The organism is Pseudomonas sp. ef1, from assembly GCF_007293365.2.
Lineage (GTDB): Bacteria > Pseudomonadota > Gammaproteobacteria > Pseudomonadales > Pseudomonadaceae > Aquipseudomonas > Aquipseudomonas siliginis.
The window spans coordinates 4,042,045-4,058,263 of sequence record NZ_CM129815.1 but is presented as its reverse complement, the minus strand read 5'-3'; the positions used below and the strand labels follow the sequence as shown (position 1 = coordinate 4,058,263).

Here is a 16,219-nt window from a genome sequence, read left to right as displayed (position 1 = left end):
GATATGAACTTTGCCGACTGAGAGCTCAGGTAGGTGTCCGGCCAAGGTGGGAGAAAAACGACGCTGGTGTGATGCCCGATCAAAAAAAAGAATATCATTTATCTCTAATAATCAATCACATACCTTGATTAACTTTTAAAAAATAGACTGACGCGGCAGAAAAGCTAGCAATAGTCTATTTTTTGAACGTGACGTCGTATCGTGTTCGGCAGCCAATTTCGATCGTTGATAGAGACTGATGTAAGTCGCCGCTCGGCAGACTTCGCCTAGATTAGCGTTGTGGAGAGTACATCCATGGCAAATCAGCTAACCCCTGGGGAACTCATTGTCGCCAAGGGAAAAGTTGCGAAAGTCAAACAGGTATTTAGTGACAAAACGATAAGGGTAACAATTGTCGACTCTGGTGAAGTAATACTGGTGTCGGCGCGCGACATTCAGCGAATCCCTAGTGTTACGGCAATTAATGGTAGTGATCATGGGGAGGGTTTGAATGTCAATGATTACACCGTTGATCAACTTTCATTGGCAGCTGAGCGTTTTGAAATTATCAGAAAGTGGAAGGTTGAGGGAGGGGTAGTCACTAAGTACTGTTCTTTACTGGGTGTATCAAAGAGTTACTTCTATCGTTTGGCTAAAATTTTTGACGCTGACGTAGGCCCACTATCTTTAATTGCGCAGACACGGGGTGTCAAGAAAGGCGTTACGAGACTGGATGAGTCGGTTGAGGTCATAATTTTCAAGGCTGCTAAAAAATTCAAGTCGAAAGGAGCCAGCTACAGCAAAGTGTGGAGCGAGGTGGATGTTGCATGTAAGGAGCAAGGTTTTTCATGCCCTTCCAAAGATACGGTATTGAGGCGTGTACGCTTAATCCTCTCAGAAAAAACAAGAATGAGAATTAAAGAAGGTCCTGATGCCGCGACGCAAGAATTTTCAGCTCGCCCGGGTAAAAAAAATCTTGAAAGGCCGCTGCAATGGGTACAGATGGATCACACCCTCGTCGATATAATTCTGTTGGCTGATGATCGCATAAATATTATTGGACGCCCGTGGCTGACAATTGTAATTGATGTCTATACCAGGGTTATTCTTGGTTACTATCTTAGCCTTTACGTCCCGTCTACTGTTTCAGTGGCTTGCGCTCTTAGTCATTCTGTCCTTCCTAAAGTAAACTTTTCGGCAAGTGTTGGCTTGGATCCAGAAGACTACCCCTACTATGGAAAGCCTGAAGTCCTTCATATGGACAATGCCGCAGAGTTCACCAGCCCAAAATTTAAAGTAGGGTGTGAATCTTTTGGGATTTCCCCCGAATACCGACCTGTAGGAAGAAAACATTTTGGCGGTCATGTTGAACGGCTGATAGGCACGTTCATGACTACTAAGGTGCATTTCTTGCCGGGGACTACAATGTCAAATTCTGTTGCGCGCAGAGGACTTAACAGCGAAAGAAATGCAACCATGACCTTCTCTGATTTTTTTCGCTGGTTCTCTCGCGAAGTAGTTGTCTATCACTCAACAGTTCATAGCGCATTAAAGTGTAGCCCGCGACAAGCGTGGACAAACTATTTCGCGCCCAACGGAGGGCTTCCTTACCCCCCGGCAGGCTTGAATTCCGAGCAATTAAAGATTTGGTTCATGCCTCAAGAAGACCGAAAAATTAATCCTGGTGGCATTAATTTGCATGGCCAAGTTTATTGGGATCCTATATTGGGGTCTCATGTGGGGACTAGAAATGTCATAGTCAAATATGACCCGTACGATATGAATGTTGTATGGGTGAAATTGGATGGCCAATTTTGCCCAATACACCTGTCTGACGTAACCGTTGAGGCTCCTACCTATGAGGAATATCGTGCCGGCAAGCTCTATCGTCACCCAGTCCGCATCGGAGCCATAGATAGTGATGGCGGGTTAAAAGCCTACAGAGGGAAGCAAAAAATTGAAGAGGAAAGTAAAAAGTTAACGCAGAAGGAAAGACGCCGAGAGGCCGCTGAAAAAGTCTATACTGAGGCAAATCCAAATCCTAGAAGTAGTAGCTTTAACGCTGACAGGGAACATATCAAGCCAAATTATTCAGCCTCTCCAAAAAAATTTCGACCTGGGGATGAGTCATGAGTGATGAGCACGTCCGGTCGGACATCAGAAAATATTTGTCTTCTAATATTGATACGCGAATAGCCTTAATTCATCAAGAAATATGGGTGAACAATAACTCTAGTGCAGCTGTTTTTCGCATGATGAATAATATCGCGGATGTACCAGATCGTATGAGTGCGCCTGCTTTGCTTGTGGTTGGCCCAGGTGGCTCTGGAAAGACGGCTATAATATCTAAGATTCCAAACCATGTAAAAAGGAGTGCAGGGTTGATTTTTGTCTCCTTGGCTGCATCCCCAGAAATAGATACCAAAAAAAGCCTTAAAGATGAGATAGCTTTAGCGCTCGGAATACCAGTTGGCTCTGGCTCAAGTCGCCGAAGTAGCTCTGACCTGCCAAGCGAGATTAGAGAGGTTATTAGGCTGAGGCAAATTTGGGGGCTGGTGATCGACGAGTTTCATGATGCACTGCTACGCTCGAAGCAAGAGCAGCGTTTTAACATGTCTATTCTTAAAAAGCTGCTCGGCCCTGAATATGGATTGAAACTATTTTGCTTTGGCACTGCTAGTGCGCGCAACGCACTTAAATCCAATTATGAATTTAAGAGACGTTTTCACGAAGTTGCTCTTGATGACTGGATAGAGAGTGAGGAGTTCAGGTCATTCCTCTTGGAGGTAGAGGAGTCCCTACCGCTAAAACAGCCATCACATTTGTACTCTGAGGAGATGGTAGGCACTATTTTATCTATGTCGAATGGGCGCATGGACAAAACACTCGAATTGATAAGGGCGGCTGCCTGTTATGCCATAAAAATGGGGGGGAGAAGGTGGATGTTGATATGCTGCGGCGAGCAAACAAGAATCCTTGGGGCTATTAGTAGTGAGTTTCTCTGGCTTGCCAACACCAAGTTCTGAAGAAACACTTTCATCTTGGTTGTTTCGATGCAGCATTAATCCAAACGCCGCTGGCTTCCCTCGATTATCATCAACAGAACGCCCAGCGTATTGGTGGGAGGGTGTGGAGATCAAATATTCGGACCCAGACTCAGAATTCTTATCCGCCAGCCAGCGATTAAGTTGTGTAGCCGGGGACATTACCCCTGAACTATTACGAAATTTTTTTTGCCTTCGAGGCGATAAATTAGTCGAATGGAGGTATCGCCGTTTTTTTTGCCCTGATTGCTTACGCGATGATGTGGCGAATGGTCGTTTGCCTATATGGCGGAAGGACTGGTGTTACATTTATTCTTGTGTCTGCGCTGCCCATGATCGAGAGTTGGTGAGACTAGTTGATACACCGCGTTACTCAAGGGCATGGGATGCGTTTGTCCAAAGCTGCAATTCGATATCAAACAATGCCTCCATAGAGGAAACTCTATTCTTTCGTTTTTGCTCAAGTACCTTCACAAAGATTGAGCATGCTCTGATCAGTAGAGACAATCAACAACCTACATTGCACGATTTATTTTATAGGCTATTCAATATTTTCCTTCAATGTCCCTTTCGTGGTAGTAGAGGCGGAATCGCTAGAATCCACTTGCAAACGAGGAAAGATGCACGAGCACCCGACGCAAGCTCTTTTGAGCAGAGTATATTATTGGGGGCGTCCACGGCCGATCCATCAAGTAGATTTGGTAGTTTGGTCTTAACCGCATCACTACTGGAGATTATCCCCTACTCAAGGTTTTTGATATTTACTAAACTGTGTGAGAAAAGAAGGGGCGGGATGCTGATCCCAAGAGACCTGCATAAGGCAGCGATTTTTCCATATATCAACAGGGCAGGCTATGAAACCTTGTACCGTTTTTTAGGGGGTTTCCCTAGGAAAGATTTTCCGTTGCTAGATCGCCATCTTCAACTTCAAGAACATTCGTATGTTCAAGATGGTGTCCTTGGCAAGCGTCTATTCGGATACTCACAATGAGCTATTAAATGCGCATGCCTATCGTTGCCGGCTGGCTGCAAGGAGAAAAACTCCACATGCTAGATGCACGCAGGGCTTTTAACATTTAATTTCCTGCTAGTTAATGTAAGGATTATGCCGAGATTAAGGAAAATCAGGACATAAGACCTGTATATTATTGATATAAAGCAGTTTATATATTTGCGCCTTGCCCCTCCTGCGTCATACCTGCGAGCGTCTATGCTGATCTTTTTGCATGCTTGGGTGCTAAGCGATGGCTGCTTTGGAGAGAACGGCATACCCACGACTCCGCAGCTATTCGTTTCCTCAGAAGAGCTTGGCTGGATTTCCAGAACAGCGCAATCCTGCTCTTTCGCTTGGGCTGACGGTTCAGTTCAAGGTATTTCAATGACACCGGCGAGAGCGAGGCGACGACCTTGTTTGATGCAGCCTTCAATTACCAGATTGCCAAGGACACGGATCTGGCGGTCAATGTCAGTAATCTTTTGGATGAGCAGCATGTCGTGGGCTCCGGAACTGCGGATTACTACAATCCGGGCCGAGAACTCACCGCCAAGCTGAGCTACAGCTGGTGAGCCTGTCAGTAATGGCTCCTGTTGTGGTGGTATCTCGTGTTCTGGCCGCGATCTTCGGCTGCTATGCATTCGTCTAGGGCGTGGCGGCGCTGAATGGGGTTGGGGTCGATTACCATGCCGCCGAGCAGGCGATGATGATGCTGGCCTTCGTCCTGTATCTCGCGCTGTTTCCGCAGCCAGTCTGTGGCGGGTCTCGATGGTACTGGCGCTCGGCAGCGTCTTGATGCTGGCTGTTGCCTGGCAGCTGCAGCGCATGATCATCGGATAGGAGCAGAGCCATGCTGAACAACTTTCGCCAATCCATGGCCTGGGTACACACCTGGTTCGGTTTGGTGCTGGGCTTCGTGCTGATGGTCGTCTTCTTTTTCGGTGCACTGTCGGTGTTCGACCGCGAGATCGATCGTTGGGCGATCCCCGATACGCGCTTCGAGCCGCAGCCTATGCCGTCCTACAACAACCTGCTGAAACAGGTATTTGCCGATCTCAAACCGCATCCGGTGGATATGGCGGCAACCAAAGGGCGGGTAATCGGCGACCTGCCGGCGCCGGAAACCATGCCCATGGTCTCGCTCTATGCCTACACCACCCACCGAGATCCCGTGCTGAGCATTGGTGGCGAGTTTGGTATCCCCAACCAGCCAAAGGACCCAGCGGATGATCAATCGTAAGATCTTCAAGGAGTTTTTCACCTTCCGTCCGCGCAAGCGGACCCAGCGCAGCGCGCTGGACCTGCATAACATGACTGGCGTGGTGGCGTTGCCGTTCCACTTCTTTTTTGCCTTCACCGGTTGGTGATCTTCGCGTCGATGTACTACTTCCCGGTCTCCGGGACCTTGCTCAAACCGCTGCATAATCGGCATGAGGTGATCGAGGCGGCGCATACCGGCTTGCCCCATGATGAGGCCGGTGTGCCCGCGAAGATGGCCTCCGCCAATGCCATGGTGGCCGAGGCCAAGCGCATCTGGGCTACGCGCGATATGCCGGGAGAGGTCGGGCTGCTGACTATCGAGCATCTAAATGACGCCAACGGCTACGTCAGCATCTACCGCGCCGGCAGTGATCGTGTGGCGCTGGTCGGGGAGGGCATTCACTTCAAGGCCAGTACCGGCGAGCTACTGCGCAACGACCCGCCGAGTGACCCGGTTGGTTCCGTCAATCAATTTCTCACCGGCTTGCACCTGCAGCACTTCGAACACTGGGCGCTGCGCTGGCTGTACGTGGCGGGCGGTCTGCTCGGCTGTGTGTGCATCGCCAGCGGTTTTGTGTTCTTCGTCGAGATACGCAAGCAGGAGCACGCCCGACTCGGGCTGCAGGGCTGTCGGTTGGTTGACGCCATGGCAGTCACCACGGTTACCGGCATGCTGCTGGCAGCGGTCGCCATGCTGGCGGCCAACCGGCTGCTGCCTGAGCCCATGCCTGGCCGTGGCGAATGGGAAAAGTGGGTGTTCTGGGGTGCCTGGCTGCTGAGTTTGCTGCATGCGCTGTTGCGTAGTGCACCAGTGGCCCAGGCGCGGCACAATCCGGCCTGGCGCTGCTCTGCGTCGCTGCGGTGCTGCTCAACTGGATCACCACGGGGGACCACCTGGTCAAAAGGATGCTGCTTGAACCCTACTGGGCCGTGGCCGGCGTCGATCTGAGCCTGTTGGCCTGCGCGCTGATAGCGCTACTCACCGCGCGTCGTCTGGCAAGGCCGGTTGAGGTCGCGGACCGGACTCGCATCGGTGGGGTGGCCTATGAGTAATGCAGGTCTGTGGTTGCTGGGTGCCGCCGCCAGCATGGGCTTGGCGACCAGTTGGTTGGCGTTGTCCCTGCCGGCGCACTGGCGCCAGGTGTTCAGCGCCGACGAGGTTGCGCCGGACTATCTACGCAGCCTGGGCTGGCTGGCGCTGATGGTATCGGCTGTGTGCTGCTTCAAGGCTGACCATCCGTCGATGGCGGTGCTGGTCTGGCTCACCCTGTTGCCGGTCGCCGCCGTAGCAACGGCCATAACGCTGAGCTACCGGCTGGGGCTGCTGCGCCTGTTTTGCCCGTTATTTCTGCGCACTCGATAAGAGTGCGCGGCTTCTGTATCTGCAACATTGTGGTTGATCCGATCGTACTGCTCACCTCAAACCGGGCGAGCTTGTTCACACTGGATACGCCGACCATCCCATGTCACCTCGTTGTGGGATGCTTGCAGGATCGAGCGACGCGAACTCTTACCAACGTATTTGCGCTCTAGCGTCGGCAACAGTTGGCTGACCTCGGTTCGTTTCCGGCTAACACCCGCCCCCAACGTTTAAAGGCGCTAGACGCGATGCAGGTCGAGCCGAACGACATTCTGGCAGGAACTGTGTTGAAGTCGCAATCCGGGTTGTACCGTCCGCTTCTGGCCGTTTGCGGAAGCTAGAGGTATTTAGCCCGACAGTAGGATCACTGTTACGGTGAAAAGTGTTCGTAGGCGTCAGAGCGTCCCTTGGGCAGATCTGCCTGCTGGAGCACCCGCCGCAATCGGGAAAGAATGTTCCGTTCAATACCCTGTTCCCTGCGGCAAAATGGCCGACATCACACCTTACCATTCAGAACGGCGGTACCGAACACTTCCCATATCAAGAGCAGATGGTCGGCGTGTCGCTATCTCAGGCGCCCTCGAAGGGTTAGACATCGCATGTGCACAGGCCCTCCGGAACAGCATGGAACGCCTGCCGAAGGTCCCTTGGGGAGTAGCCTTGCCGGATCAGTGGAGGCGTGACTCTTCAAGGCTTGCGTCACGCTAAGCACGTGTCATCGATGTTTGTTGCGATGGGCGAGGTCTATCACTCGAATTCATGCAGTGGCTATTCGCGACTGAATTCATGCTCGCTGTTGATTGCGAGCAAGAAAGCCCGCGCGCCGGGCAGCAGAGCAACTGGCGACGTTGCGATCAAATGCTTTTTGGGATCGGTTGCCGATTCGATTCCATGTCGAACCTACTCAAGTCTCAGGCAACCCTTCAAGCTCGTGATTTCTCGATGGATTTTTTTCAGTAAGTCTTCGGGTTTTAGTTCGGGTGTTTGCCTTTGATAAGCCAGGAACAGAAGCGTTAGGGGATGAATGCCAATGATCTCAGCAATCTGCTCAACCTTTTCAATCGATGGTTTCCATTTGCCGCGCTCGATCGCACTGATATAGCTCTGACTAGGCCCAAGCCCTTCCTGAGGCATATCCTTCGAAATACGTAGATTCCTGATCACCAAACCAAGCGCTTCATTCAGTTCCATTTGCTGTCTCGCAAAAGGAACGATGAAGCCTTTTTAGTGCTTCTGGAGCTATGCTATATACAGCTTAAAAGAGGGTGTGCTGATGTTTATTACGTACAAGCGCGCTGAAATCATGTATCCAGCGCTGTTTGGAGACGACTCCCAGATGTGGCGATTCGTCGAGCTCGATGATCATCGCCCTTGGTTTTACGTGATGATTAACCGCCGCCAGAAGGCAGCCGCATGGAGGACGATGCTCTTGATTCCAACGGAGGATGAGTTCGAGCAGATGCTAGTGAAACGCGCTGAAGGAACACTGATTGAGGCAGTTCAGGTGGTGTTGCCATCGCGGCTGAATGGATCCGGTAATTGGACGATGGAGATGCTCATAGAGCTCGTTAGGGTCTATGATCAGGACGAGCGAGTCATGGGTTACGACTTTAAGACGGCCTCGGGCCATACCTACTCTCAAAGAGACTGCCGCCACACCTTGGCTGCAGCAAAGCAACAAATTTACTGCTCTTCGATGCGTCTTGTTTGAAGGAGGGGTCGCTGACTGGAGCAAGCCTTGAAGGAGTGCTAAAGACGCCCACGTCAGCGCCATGGCATCAGTGGCGCGCATCGCGCACATGCAATTTGCTAGTTCGTCCAGAACGGATAGCTTGGATCGTCTGTCGCCGATCAGCACTGCCCCAAGTGCGGTCTTATCTGCGCCGCAAATGCTGCACAAAATGGCGTCCGCCATTAACTCGATCTGCCGACCGTACAACAGGCCATGCCGAAAGGTACGCATGGCGAGATAGGGCGGGATCCGGGCTCATTGTGGTCCGCCTGTGCCAGGCGTTGGCGACGCCTGACCGTACAGGCGGTTACCGGAGTGATGCTGGCGGGTCGCAGGCTCGCTGCAGCAAGCTGATTCACTGGACCCAAAGGAGCCTCTCAATGAAAATCACAGCGGCGGAACAGTTCGAATGCGTCAGTGACGTCCTTTGTGATGTTTGCGGCGATAGTACGCGTGTTGAAGGATATGGGTTGCAATTTGGGACCCTTCAGGGCAGTTGGGGATTCGGCTCGGTTCATGATGGTGAGCGTTATGAGGTCCATCTCTGCGAACCCTTTTTTCAGAACAATGGCCGACCTGAAGAGCGCGCGGATGGTGAATACCATGTTCATCGACGTCGACGAAGACTTAGGCAATTTCGGACGGGTCGCTCGCGATGATTTTTTTCAATGACGGAGGCAGCTTGGCTTGATAGGTAACTCCAGCTGGACCAACATTTGCCGAGTCTCGGGTATGCAGGTGATGGCGGGGTGAAAAGCTTGGATTTAGCTGTTTATCGGCCCATTCCCGCTGTTCGCTATTCCTATTAACGCGGGTGCATATGGACCCCGTCTGCAATCCGTACTCCCCTGGCGCTGGTACGCCTCCACCTGAGCTGGCAGGTCGCGATCAACTGCGCGAGCGGGTCCGTCAGTCGATCGGGGGAATTCGCGTGGGCCGACCTGCCAAAAGCGTAATCCTGGTTGGGGTGCGGGGTGTCGGCAAAACAGTACTGTTGAACCAGATGCTGCGAGATGCCGAAGCCTCGGGCAATCTCGCCGTCTACGTTGAGTCATCCGAGTATCGCTCTCTGCCAGCGATACTCGCGCCACAGCTCCGTCTCGCCTTGCTGCGGCTGAGCTGTATCGTACCTGCCAAGAACGCAGCGATAACTGGACTGCGAGCCTTAGCCGGTTTTGCCAAGGCTTTGGAGCCGAAGTTCAGCGATCTCAAGGTCGGTATTGACTACGAAGCCGAGGCAGCTCTGGCGGGCAAAGGTGATCTCGAGGAGGAATTTACAACCCTGCTGACTAAACTCGGTGAAGCCGCCAAAGCAGCTCACACCGTCCTTGTTATTTTCGTGGATGAGCTGCAAAACGTAGCAGAAGAACAGCTCGCCGCGCTTATCGCAGCGCTGCATCGCGTCTCGCGATTGATCTTGCCGGTTGCCCTCGTCGGTGCAGGCCTCCCACAACTCCGACACCCTGCTGGACATGTGAAAAACCACGCGAAGCGCCTCTTCGACTACCTAGAGGTCGGTTCGCTGGAGCCACACCAGACGCGTCTGGCCTTTGTAAAACCAGCGGAGGCCGAGGGCGTGACTGTAGACTCAGAAGCGGCCGACATGGTTGCTCACCTCACACGCGGCTACCCTTATTTCATTCAAGAGTGGGGCAGTCATGTCTGGGACGCAGGGCAGAATAACCACATCACGCTTGCAGACGTCCAGAAGGCGTCCGGGCACGTTATTGCTGCTCTGGACGAAGGTTTTTTTAGGGTAAGACTCGACCGAATGACCGTGGCAGAACACATTTATTTGCGCGCCATGGCTTCGCTTGGGGAGGGGCCTCATCGTTCGGGCGACATTGCGGCATCCCTGGGCCGTACAAGCCGATCTCTCACCTCAATTCGCAACTCCCTGATTAGCAAAGGGATGATCTGGTCGCCGCCCCACAACGGCGCCGCTTTTACCGCGCCGCTGTTCGATCTGTACATGTGCCGGATCATGCCCGGTGACAGCTGGCGGTCTAGCCTTCCAAGGGCTGACGGCATTTTTTGTCCACCTGAAGAGGGCTCAGATGCTTAGAAGCGAATGCACTCATCTTGCTACGGCTACGATGGTTTGTTCACATCAAGGCTGCTGTCACATCGACTCGAATTTGCACGTACGCTGTGGAGTGCTGAGCGGCTAAGTCGAGGCTTCACTGTGTGCGTCAAAAATGGGATCGACTTACCTGTGATCGGGGCGTAGGGTCGCTCATGGATATCTTTTCTACGGGCAGCATCGACATCAGGCTGGCAGGAGCAGAGAACAGAGCATGAGCGAACTCAGTGATGATGAAATAGACCGACTAGAGGCAATGATTCCTAAGCTGGCCGCCGTCGCCACTAATGCTGCGTATCTGCGTGCGGTTGCCGCAGGGCATTCACTGATAATGGCGAAGGATGGCGTGCTCGTACAAATTCATCCTGACGGTTCGGAAAAAAAGCTTCGCGACTTGTGCAGCAAGCACAGGGTCGAGTCTGGTAAGACTTTCAGTGTGGGTATTTGAAGCGCACCTGCCGACCAGGCGTATTCATAAGGCGAGCGCAGGCCACAGCGACTGGTAAGCACTTGACTATCTTGCCCCTGCGACGGAGCCTTCGCTGTCTAGCGCAGGGCCGCCAGCTGTTTGCTTAACTACCCGAGTAGACGAAGCATGCTGAGATGCTGGCTGCTTGGGCGTCGCCATGCGGTCATGTATTGGTTACACCCGGAGTTGCGAGTGCCCAGCTGGGGTTGCGCATCAATTCCGCTACCGTGCAATGGACTCATAACCAGGAGCTCCACCTCTCAATAGGACACGCGTGCGCGGCATTTTCCGACGCGGTGCGTCGACCGCTAGTCAGGCTGGTTGGTTGGGCCTGATGGGGCGGGCAGGGGTTGAAGCAACATCGAGGCGCGGCTGCTCAGCAGCACTCCGGCTTGGAAGTAGCCCATAACGGTTTCGACACTGCGATGTTCAGTCATGGCCATCACTTCACCCAATGGGGCCCCCTGGCGACCCGCTTCCGTTACAAAGCCCGAGCGTAAGCTGTGCGCGGCCCAGTCGCCGTCGAGGCCAGCCAATTTGGCGCGGCGCTGAACGATCCGTGCTACCTGATCAGACGATAGTCCGAACGGGCTGACTTTGCCGCCCTTGTAGAGGCGCCGAAAAAGCGGACCGGTATCGGCGGGCGCGGCGATGAGCCAAGCCGTCAACGCGTGTGCAGCGCGACCCAGCAGAGGTTTTTCGCGACGGGATCCCGTGGTGTCTGTTTTGGTGACGCCCAGCGTATAGAGCCAAGTGTCTTCATCCAGTTTGCGCACATCGTCGACCTGCAGGCCGGTCACCTCGGATCGACGACGCCCGCCGCCACTCCACGCCATCAGGAGGAGGGCGCTATCACGAGTACCGCGAATGCCATCCGTACAGGTCGCCAACATGGCCTCCAGAGCCTCCACCACAGCTGCCGTCTTTTTGCGGACAACTACCCCCTGGCGCGCCTGGGCTTTTCGCGCATCTCGCAGCAGCGTTTTCACTGCCAGTGCTTCAGTTGGGCTTTCCCAGTTGTTGAAGCGATGCCACCTGCCCAGTGCCGAAAGCCGATGACATACCGTGTTGTAGCTCAGAGGTCCCGGCTTTGCCTTCACACGTGCCGCGACTAACGCGGCATCGATGGTCGGCGGTAGCAGATAGGTCCATGCACCATTTGCCAGTGGGCGCGCCAGGTGATCCACCACGAACTGAATGACTACAGTCGACTGTACAGGCGCATCGCCCATCGCAACGCCGTAGCGCAGGTGCAGCCAAGCCGACCAGTAGGCGAGGGCGCTGCGATAGCTCCGTACCGTGTTTTCGGCGGTGCCGCTGGCAACAAAGCCTGCGGCCGCCTCCTGAGCCTTCAACGCCAATCTACTGGGGTCTAGGGTGGGCTCGTCGATCAACGGCATCTGATCAGTAATATATGATACGTCCAACGTATTATATTTCCACTATCCAATAAATAAGGTCGGATAATCTTTAATTATCCAAGGTGAGGCGATTTTTTCGTCGTTTGGCAGTCGCTCACCAGTACATCAAGGGGATGTGCGTCGATGAGCCACGAGATCGAGCGGTACCTGCAGGCCGGTACCCGCCCCAACACCCGGCGCAGCTACCGGCAAGCGCTCGAGCACTTCGAGGTCGCCTGGGGCGGCTTTCTGCCGGCGACCAGCGATGCCATCGTGCGTTACTTGGTCGATCACGCCGCCACGTTGTCCAGCAACACCCTCAAGCTGCGCCTGGCGGCCTTGGCGCAGTGGCATGTCAGCCAGGGCTTCCCGGATCCGACCAAGACCCCGCTGGTTCGTCAGATCCTCAAGGGCATTCGTACCTTGCACCCGAAGCCGGAGAAGCAGGCCGAACCGCTGCAGCTGCGCGAACTGGAGCAGTGCGTGGCGTGGCTGGAGCGGGCGGGCGAGAAAGCACTGGACGAGGGCGACCTGCCGCAGCTGTTGCGCTGCTGGCGTAATCGCGCATTGCTGCTGATCGGCTTCTGGCGCGCCTTTCGCAGCGACGAACTGTGCCGCCTGCAGGTCGAGCACATCCAGGTACGGCCGGGGGAGGGCATGCAGCTGTTCCTGCCGTGGAGCAAGGGCGACCGTGACAACCAGGGACAGACCTACAGTGCGCCGGCGCTGGCCCGCCTCTGCCCGGTGCAGGCCTACAACGACTGGATCTGTGTCGCCGGCATCGCCCGCGGTCCGGTGTTCCGCGGCATTGACCGCTGGGGTCACCTGCGCGAGCAGGGCCTGCACCCGCACAGCGTCATCCCGCTGCTGCGGGCGGTACTGAAAGCGGCCGGATTGCCCGCCGAGTTGTATAGCAGCCACTCCCTACGCCGTGGCTTTGCCACCTGGGCCACGCGCAGTGGCTGGGACCAGAAGGCGTTGATGGGCTATGTCGGTTGGCGCGATGCCAAGTCGGTACTGCTCTATGTGGACAGCACCGGCTTTTTCCCCGGGCAACTGCGGCCGATGGTGCCAGGCCTGGAGGCGGAGGCTTTGTCGAGTTTGCCTCGTCCAATTGCACTGCCGGGCAGTTGACCGCCTCAAGCCATTCAGCACTTCCGGTGATGGCTGCTTTGTTTCCGCGGAGCAATTACACCCAATGCTGGGCTTTGGCCTTGATGTGGCTGGTGTTATTGATACGTATCGAAAGGGCGACGGTAAACCATGAGAGTTCGCCATCAGATGATTGCTCAATTACAGACAGGAATGTTCAGCTTGCGTCGGCATAACATGATGCCACCAGCGACATAGACTCCAGTCATCTGTCAGTCCACCTGACACCGCCAGTCATGAGAGGTTAGAGCAGGCCAATAGTGCTCTGCTGCAAAGAGGATTATCTAAAGTTCGATGCTAGTGTGGCTGTAATCAGTCTCATCGCTGGACATAATTCAGAAGCAATTTTTTTCGCTTTCGGTGTTGCCACAATACCCCTGCCCGAACGAGTAAAGAGCGGATCATTAAATTTGTCACGTAGCTTGACCAGCGAATTGCTTACGGCTGGCTGTGTTACGCCAAGACTCTTGGCTGCTAACGTTATACTTTGTTCCTTGTAAATACACATAAAAACCACCAATAAATTGAGATCGATGGATGCAAATGTGTCCTCGCGAATAGTCATGGCAGAGCTCTCAAATCCCCTTTACAGCATCGCTTTCAATGTTTTCACCAGCATTTCGATGGTGTATTCGCAGCGTTTGAAAAAAATGGATCGGGCCGAGCTTTTGGCAAGTAATCAATCCTGTGCGATGCAGCGTGCGCAAGTGATCGGACACGGTCGATTGGGCCAACTTGCACTTGCGCTCAATCTGGCCGGCACACACACCGAGCAGGAATGCATGTTCCTGCTGCGGAAAGTGTTTCTCTGGGTCACGGAGCCACTCAAGGATCAACCGGCGCTGGGGGCTGGCTAACGCTTTAAGAAGTAGATCCACTTCCGTAAGTTTACTGCGGGAGTTCACCATCAAGGTCGCTCAGGCGATGTTCAATACAGGCTTCAGCCACTGAATGAAATCTTCCACTTCTTCATTGGTGATTTCGTGGCCCATGTCGTACAGGTATGTTTCATGATGCACGTTCAGTTGGTGCAACCAGGCATCCGCTTTTTGTGCCCAAGACACGGGGAGCTTGTTATCACCATAGCCATGAGCAATAAACGCCGATAGCGAACTCAATGCTTGAGCGCTGGCAATGTGTGGTGCCAGCTCAGGGAGAATTCTGCCGCTGAACAAGCCAAAGCCTAGCACGCAATGAGGGGCGCTAAGCCCGACGCTTGCACTGAGAATACCGCCCTGGCTAAAGCCAGCTATCACTGTAGGCATTTGTGGTAAGGCAGTTACAAGCTCCACTAGTTTCTGGCGGCTGGTTTCCGCTTGCTCTTCAACGATCACCGGGCCTTCGTTGGTGAAATTTACCTGAAACCAGGCAAAGCCCTCAGCTGCGATTTGCAGGCGGCTGCGTACCAGCAATATTTCAATTCCTTCTGGGATAAAGCCGGAAAGGCCTGCCAGATTGGTTTCATTACCGCCTACACCATGCAATAGCAGGAGACGTGCACGAGGGGCAGCAGCACGGATTACCCGACGATAGACAAGGCCGGATTGCGGTTCTTGCTGCAGTTCTGAAATGGCTAGTGGCAGGTTCATGCTTGAGTAATCTCCTGAGTGGCGGTTGGGCTTTTGAACAGGTAGCTGTCCATAGCCAGTACGCCGTCGGCGACACCGCCCTCTAGCACATCCACGGCGTAGTGCTCGCCTGCGGCACCGAGCGCCAGAAATAGCGGCAACAAATGTTCTTCACTGGGGTGCGCACGCTCGGCCTCCGGGGCATTGCGGCGGTAGGCGAGCAGCGCTGGCAGGTCACCGGCTTGCAGGGCGTCACGGATCCAGTCGGAAAAACGCGCTACGTACTCAGCCGGGTCGCCGTAGTTGCTACGGAACTCATAAAGGTTATGGGTCAGACTGCCGGAGCCAATGATCAGCACGCCCTGATCGCGCAGCGGCTTGAGTGCCTGGCCAAGCTGCCAGGCACCCAATGGATTGAGCGGGTGGGGCATGGACACTTGGACCACCGGGATATCCGCAGTGGGCAATAGGTGCAGCAACGGCACCCAGGCGCCGTGGTCCAGGCCTCGATTCGATTCGGTAGTTGCGGCAATCCCATTGCGGGAAAGCAGGTTGCAGATTTGCTCGGCCAATGCAGGATTGCCGGTTGCAGGGTATTGCAGGCGATACAGTGCTTGCGGAAAGCCTCCGAAGTCGTGAATGGTTTCCGGCGCCTTGCTGCTGCCTACACGCACGCTCCCACGGGTCATCCAGTGAGGAGAGACGATTACGATGGCGCTAGGCCGTGGCAGCGCTCGGCCTAGCTCAGCCAGGCGTGCCCCGGCCTGGCCGGGTTCGATGGCAAAGGTTGGTGCTCCGTGGGACACGAACAACACTGGATAGGCCAGACTCATGGTTGAAATCCTGCTTAGATATTGGGGCCGCAGCAGCAAGAGGTGGACTGATCGGCGTTGCAAAGCGTGTGCGCCGCTCACTGACCTGCCTACCCACAGCGCACTGATTGGCTGGGGATGGCTCAAAGTTTATAGATTCGATTTTGGAGATAAACTCAGATATTGGTGAATAACTATCTCGAAAACCGGGATAATTGGCGGTCACTTGTCGACTCTTCAGGCCGCTGCCAGCCGGAGCGCTGAGCTACACATCAAGGTGCCAATATTGCCCCCTGCGCCTGGCCAGAACGCAGGTTGGTGAGTAGATCCCTGGTCGGCGGGCTCTAGTATTTGGGGGCTCCCTGG

18 protein-coding genes are annotated in these 16,219 nt (G+C 54.3%); 11 read left to right on the top strand and 7 right to left on the bottom strand.

The window, feature by feature from the left end; translation table 11 throughout:
- The first annotated feature begins 294 nt into the window (after positions 1 to 294).
- The 7 genes from FEE99_RS18480 (at position 295) to FEE99_RS18450 (ending at position 6,640) form a co-directional block, all read left to right on the top strand.
- Positions 295 to 2,112, top strand: coding sequence for a Mu transposase C-terminal domain-containing protein (locus tag FEE99_RS18480; protein ID WP_024075432.1), 1,818 nt, complete (start codon positions 295 to 297; stop codon positions 2,110 to 2,112).
- Complete coding sequence (locus tag FEE99_RS18475; protein WP_347930270.1) at positions 2,109 to 3,005, top strand: TniB family NTP-binding protein; 897 nt, start codon at positions 2,109 to 2,111, stop codon at positions 3,003 to 3,005. The genes FEE99_RS18480 and FEE99_RS18475 overlap by 4 nt, the downstream gene beginning before the upstream one ends.
- Before the next feature lie 1,425 nt (positions 3,006 to 4,430).
- Positions 4,431 to 4,589: a TonB-dependent receptor gene (locus FEE99_RS18470; RefSeq protein ID WP_023628987.1), complete on the top strand. Its 159-nt coding sequence runs from the start codon at positions 4,431 to 4,433 to the stop codon at positions 4,587 to 4,589.
- A 278-nt stretch (positions 4,590 to 4,867) separates the two neighbouring features.
- On the top strand, positions 4,868 to 5,257 hold the full coding sequence (locus FEE99_RS18465; protein ID WP_090515957.1) for a PepSY-associated TM helix domain-containing protein: 390 nt from the start codon (positions 4,868 to 4,870) through the stop codon (positions 5,255 to 5,257).
- A complete protein-coding gene (locus FEE99_RS18460) occupies positions 5,244 to 5,384 on the top strand; it encodes a PepSY domain-containing protein (RefSeq protein ID WP_196448528.1) in 141 nt (46 codons plus the stop codon). The genes FEE99_RS18465 and FEE99_RS18460 overlap by 14 nt, the downstream gene beginning before the upstream one ends.
- Before the next feature lie 11 nt (positions 5,385 to 5,395).
- Positions 5,396 to 6,226, top strand: coding sequence for a PepSY-associated TM helix domain-containing protein (locus tag FEE99_RS18455; RefSeq protein WP_196448527.1), 831 nt, complete (start codon positions 5,396 to 5,398; stop codon positions 6,224 to 6,226).
- 96 nt (positions 6,227 to 6,322) lie between these two features.
- The gene (locus FEE99_RS18450) at positions 6,323 to 6,640 is read left to right on the top strand and encodes a DUF3325 family protein (protein WP_024075430.1); all 318 of its coding nucleotides are present in this window, start codon (positions 6,323 to 6,325) and stop codon (positions 6,638 to 6,640) included.
- Positions 6,641 to 7,537: 897 nt separating this feature from the next.
- Here the strand turns inward: FEE99_RS18450 and FEE99_RS18445 are convergent.
- Positions 7,538 to 7,828, bottom strand: coding sequence for a helix-turn-helix domain-containing protein (locus FEE99_RS18445; protein ID WP_023628984.1), 291 nt, complete (start codon positions 7,826 to 7,828; stop codon positions 7,538 to 7,540).
- Positions 7,829 to 7,910: 82 nt separating this feature from the next.
- Here FEE99_RS18445 and FEE99_RS18440 point away from each other — a divergent pair, with 82 nt between their 5' ends.
- Complete coding sequence (locus FEE99_RS18440; RefSeq protein ID WP_023628983.1) at positions 7,911 to 8,348, top strand: hypothetical protein; 438 nt, start codon at positions 7,911 to 7,913, stop codon at positions 8,346 to 8,348.
- 398 nt (positions 8,349 to 8,746) lie between these two features.
- Here FEE99_RS18440 and FEE99_RS18435 read toward each other — a convergent pair whose 3' ends face one another.
- On the bottom strand, positions 8,747 to 8,974 hold the full coding sequence (locus FEE99_RS18435) for a hypothetical protein (RefSeq protein ID WP_447121720.1): 228 nt from the start codon (positions 8,972 to 8,974) through the stop codon (positions 8,747 to 8,749).
- A 215-nt stretch (positions 8,975 to 9,189) separates the two neighbouring features.
- On the opposite strand from FEE99_RS18435, the gene FEE99_RS18430 reads away from it, so the two are divergent.
- Both FEE99_RS18430 and FEE99_RS18425 read left to right on the top strand, forming a co-directional pair.
- Entirely contained in the window at positions 9,190 to 10,434 is a 1,245-nt protein-coding gene (locus FEE99_RS18430; protein ID WP_023628980.1) for an ATP-binding protein, read from the top strand.
- 232 nt (positions 10,435 to 10,666) lie between these two features.
- The gene (locus FEE99_RS18425) at positions 10,667 to 10,900 is read left to right on the top strand and encodes a hypothetical protein (protein WP_023048074.1); all 234 of its coding nucleotides are present in this window, start codon (positions 10,667 to 10,669) and stop codon (positions 10,898 to 10,900) included.
- A 329-nt stretch (positions 10,901 to 11,229) separates the two neighbouring features.
- Here FEE99_RS18425 and FEE99_RS18420 read toward each other — a convergent pair whose 3' ends face one another.
- The gene (locus FEE99_RS18420; RefSeq protein ID WP_028688847.1) at positions 11,230 to 12,348 is read right to left on the bottom strand and encodes a site-specific integrase; all 1,119 of its coding nucleotides are present in this window, start codon (positions 12,346 to 12,348) and stop codon (positions 11,230 to 11,232) included.
- A gap of 117 nt (positions 12,349 to 12,465) precedes the next feature.
- Here FEE99_RS18420 and FEE99_RS18415 point away from each other — a divergent pair, with 117 nt between their 5' ends.
- Positions 12,466 to 13,455, top strand: a complete 990-nt coding sequence (locus tag FEE99_RS18415) for a site-specific integrase (protein ID WP_023628979.1) — start codon at positions 12,466 to 12,468, stop codon at positions 13,453 to 13,455.
- Between the two features lie 298 nt (positions 13,456 to 13,753).
- Here FEE99_RS18415 and FEE99_RS18410 read toward each other — a convergent pair whose 3' ends face one another.
- Genes FEE99_RS18410 through FEE99_RS18395 form a run of 4 tightly spaced genes read right to left on the bottom strand, consistent with a single transcriptional unit; the run spans position 13,754 to position 15,874 of the window.
- On the bottom strand, positions 13,754 to 14,038 hold the full coding sequence (locus tag FEE99_RS18410) for a LysR family transcriptional regulator (RefSeq protein ID WP_071576115.1): 285 nt from the start codon (positions 14,036 to 14,038) through the stop codon (positions 13,754 to 13,756).
- 10 nt (positions 14,039 to 14,048) lie between these two features.
- Positions 14,049 to 14,381: an ArsR/SmtB family transcription factor gene (locus FEE99_RS18405; RefSeq protein WP_223194054.1), complete on the bottom strand. Its 333-nt coding sequence runs from the start codon at positions 14,379 to 14,381 to the stop codon at positions 14,049 to 14,051.
- Positions 14,382 to 14,390: 9 nt separating this feature from the next.
- Positions 14,391 to 15,062, bottom strand: coding sequence for an alpha/beta hydrolase (locus FEE99_RS18400; RefSeq protein ID WP_023048077.1), 672 nt, complete (start codon positions 15,060 to 15,062; stop codon positions 14,391 to 14,393).
- Positions 15,059 to 15,874 carry a DODA-type extradiol aromatic ring-opening family dioxygenase gene (locus FEE99_RS18395; protein WP_023048078.1) on the bottom strand — a complete coding sequence of 272 codons (816 nt, stop codon included), beginning with the start codon at positions 15,872 to 15,874 and terminating at the stop codon, positions 15,059 to 15,061. The genes FEE99_RS18400 and FEE99_RS18395 overlap by 4 nt, the downstream gene beginning before the upstream one ends.
- Positions 15,875 to 16,219 lie beyond the last annotated feature (345 nt).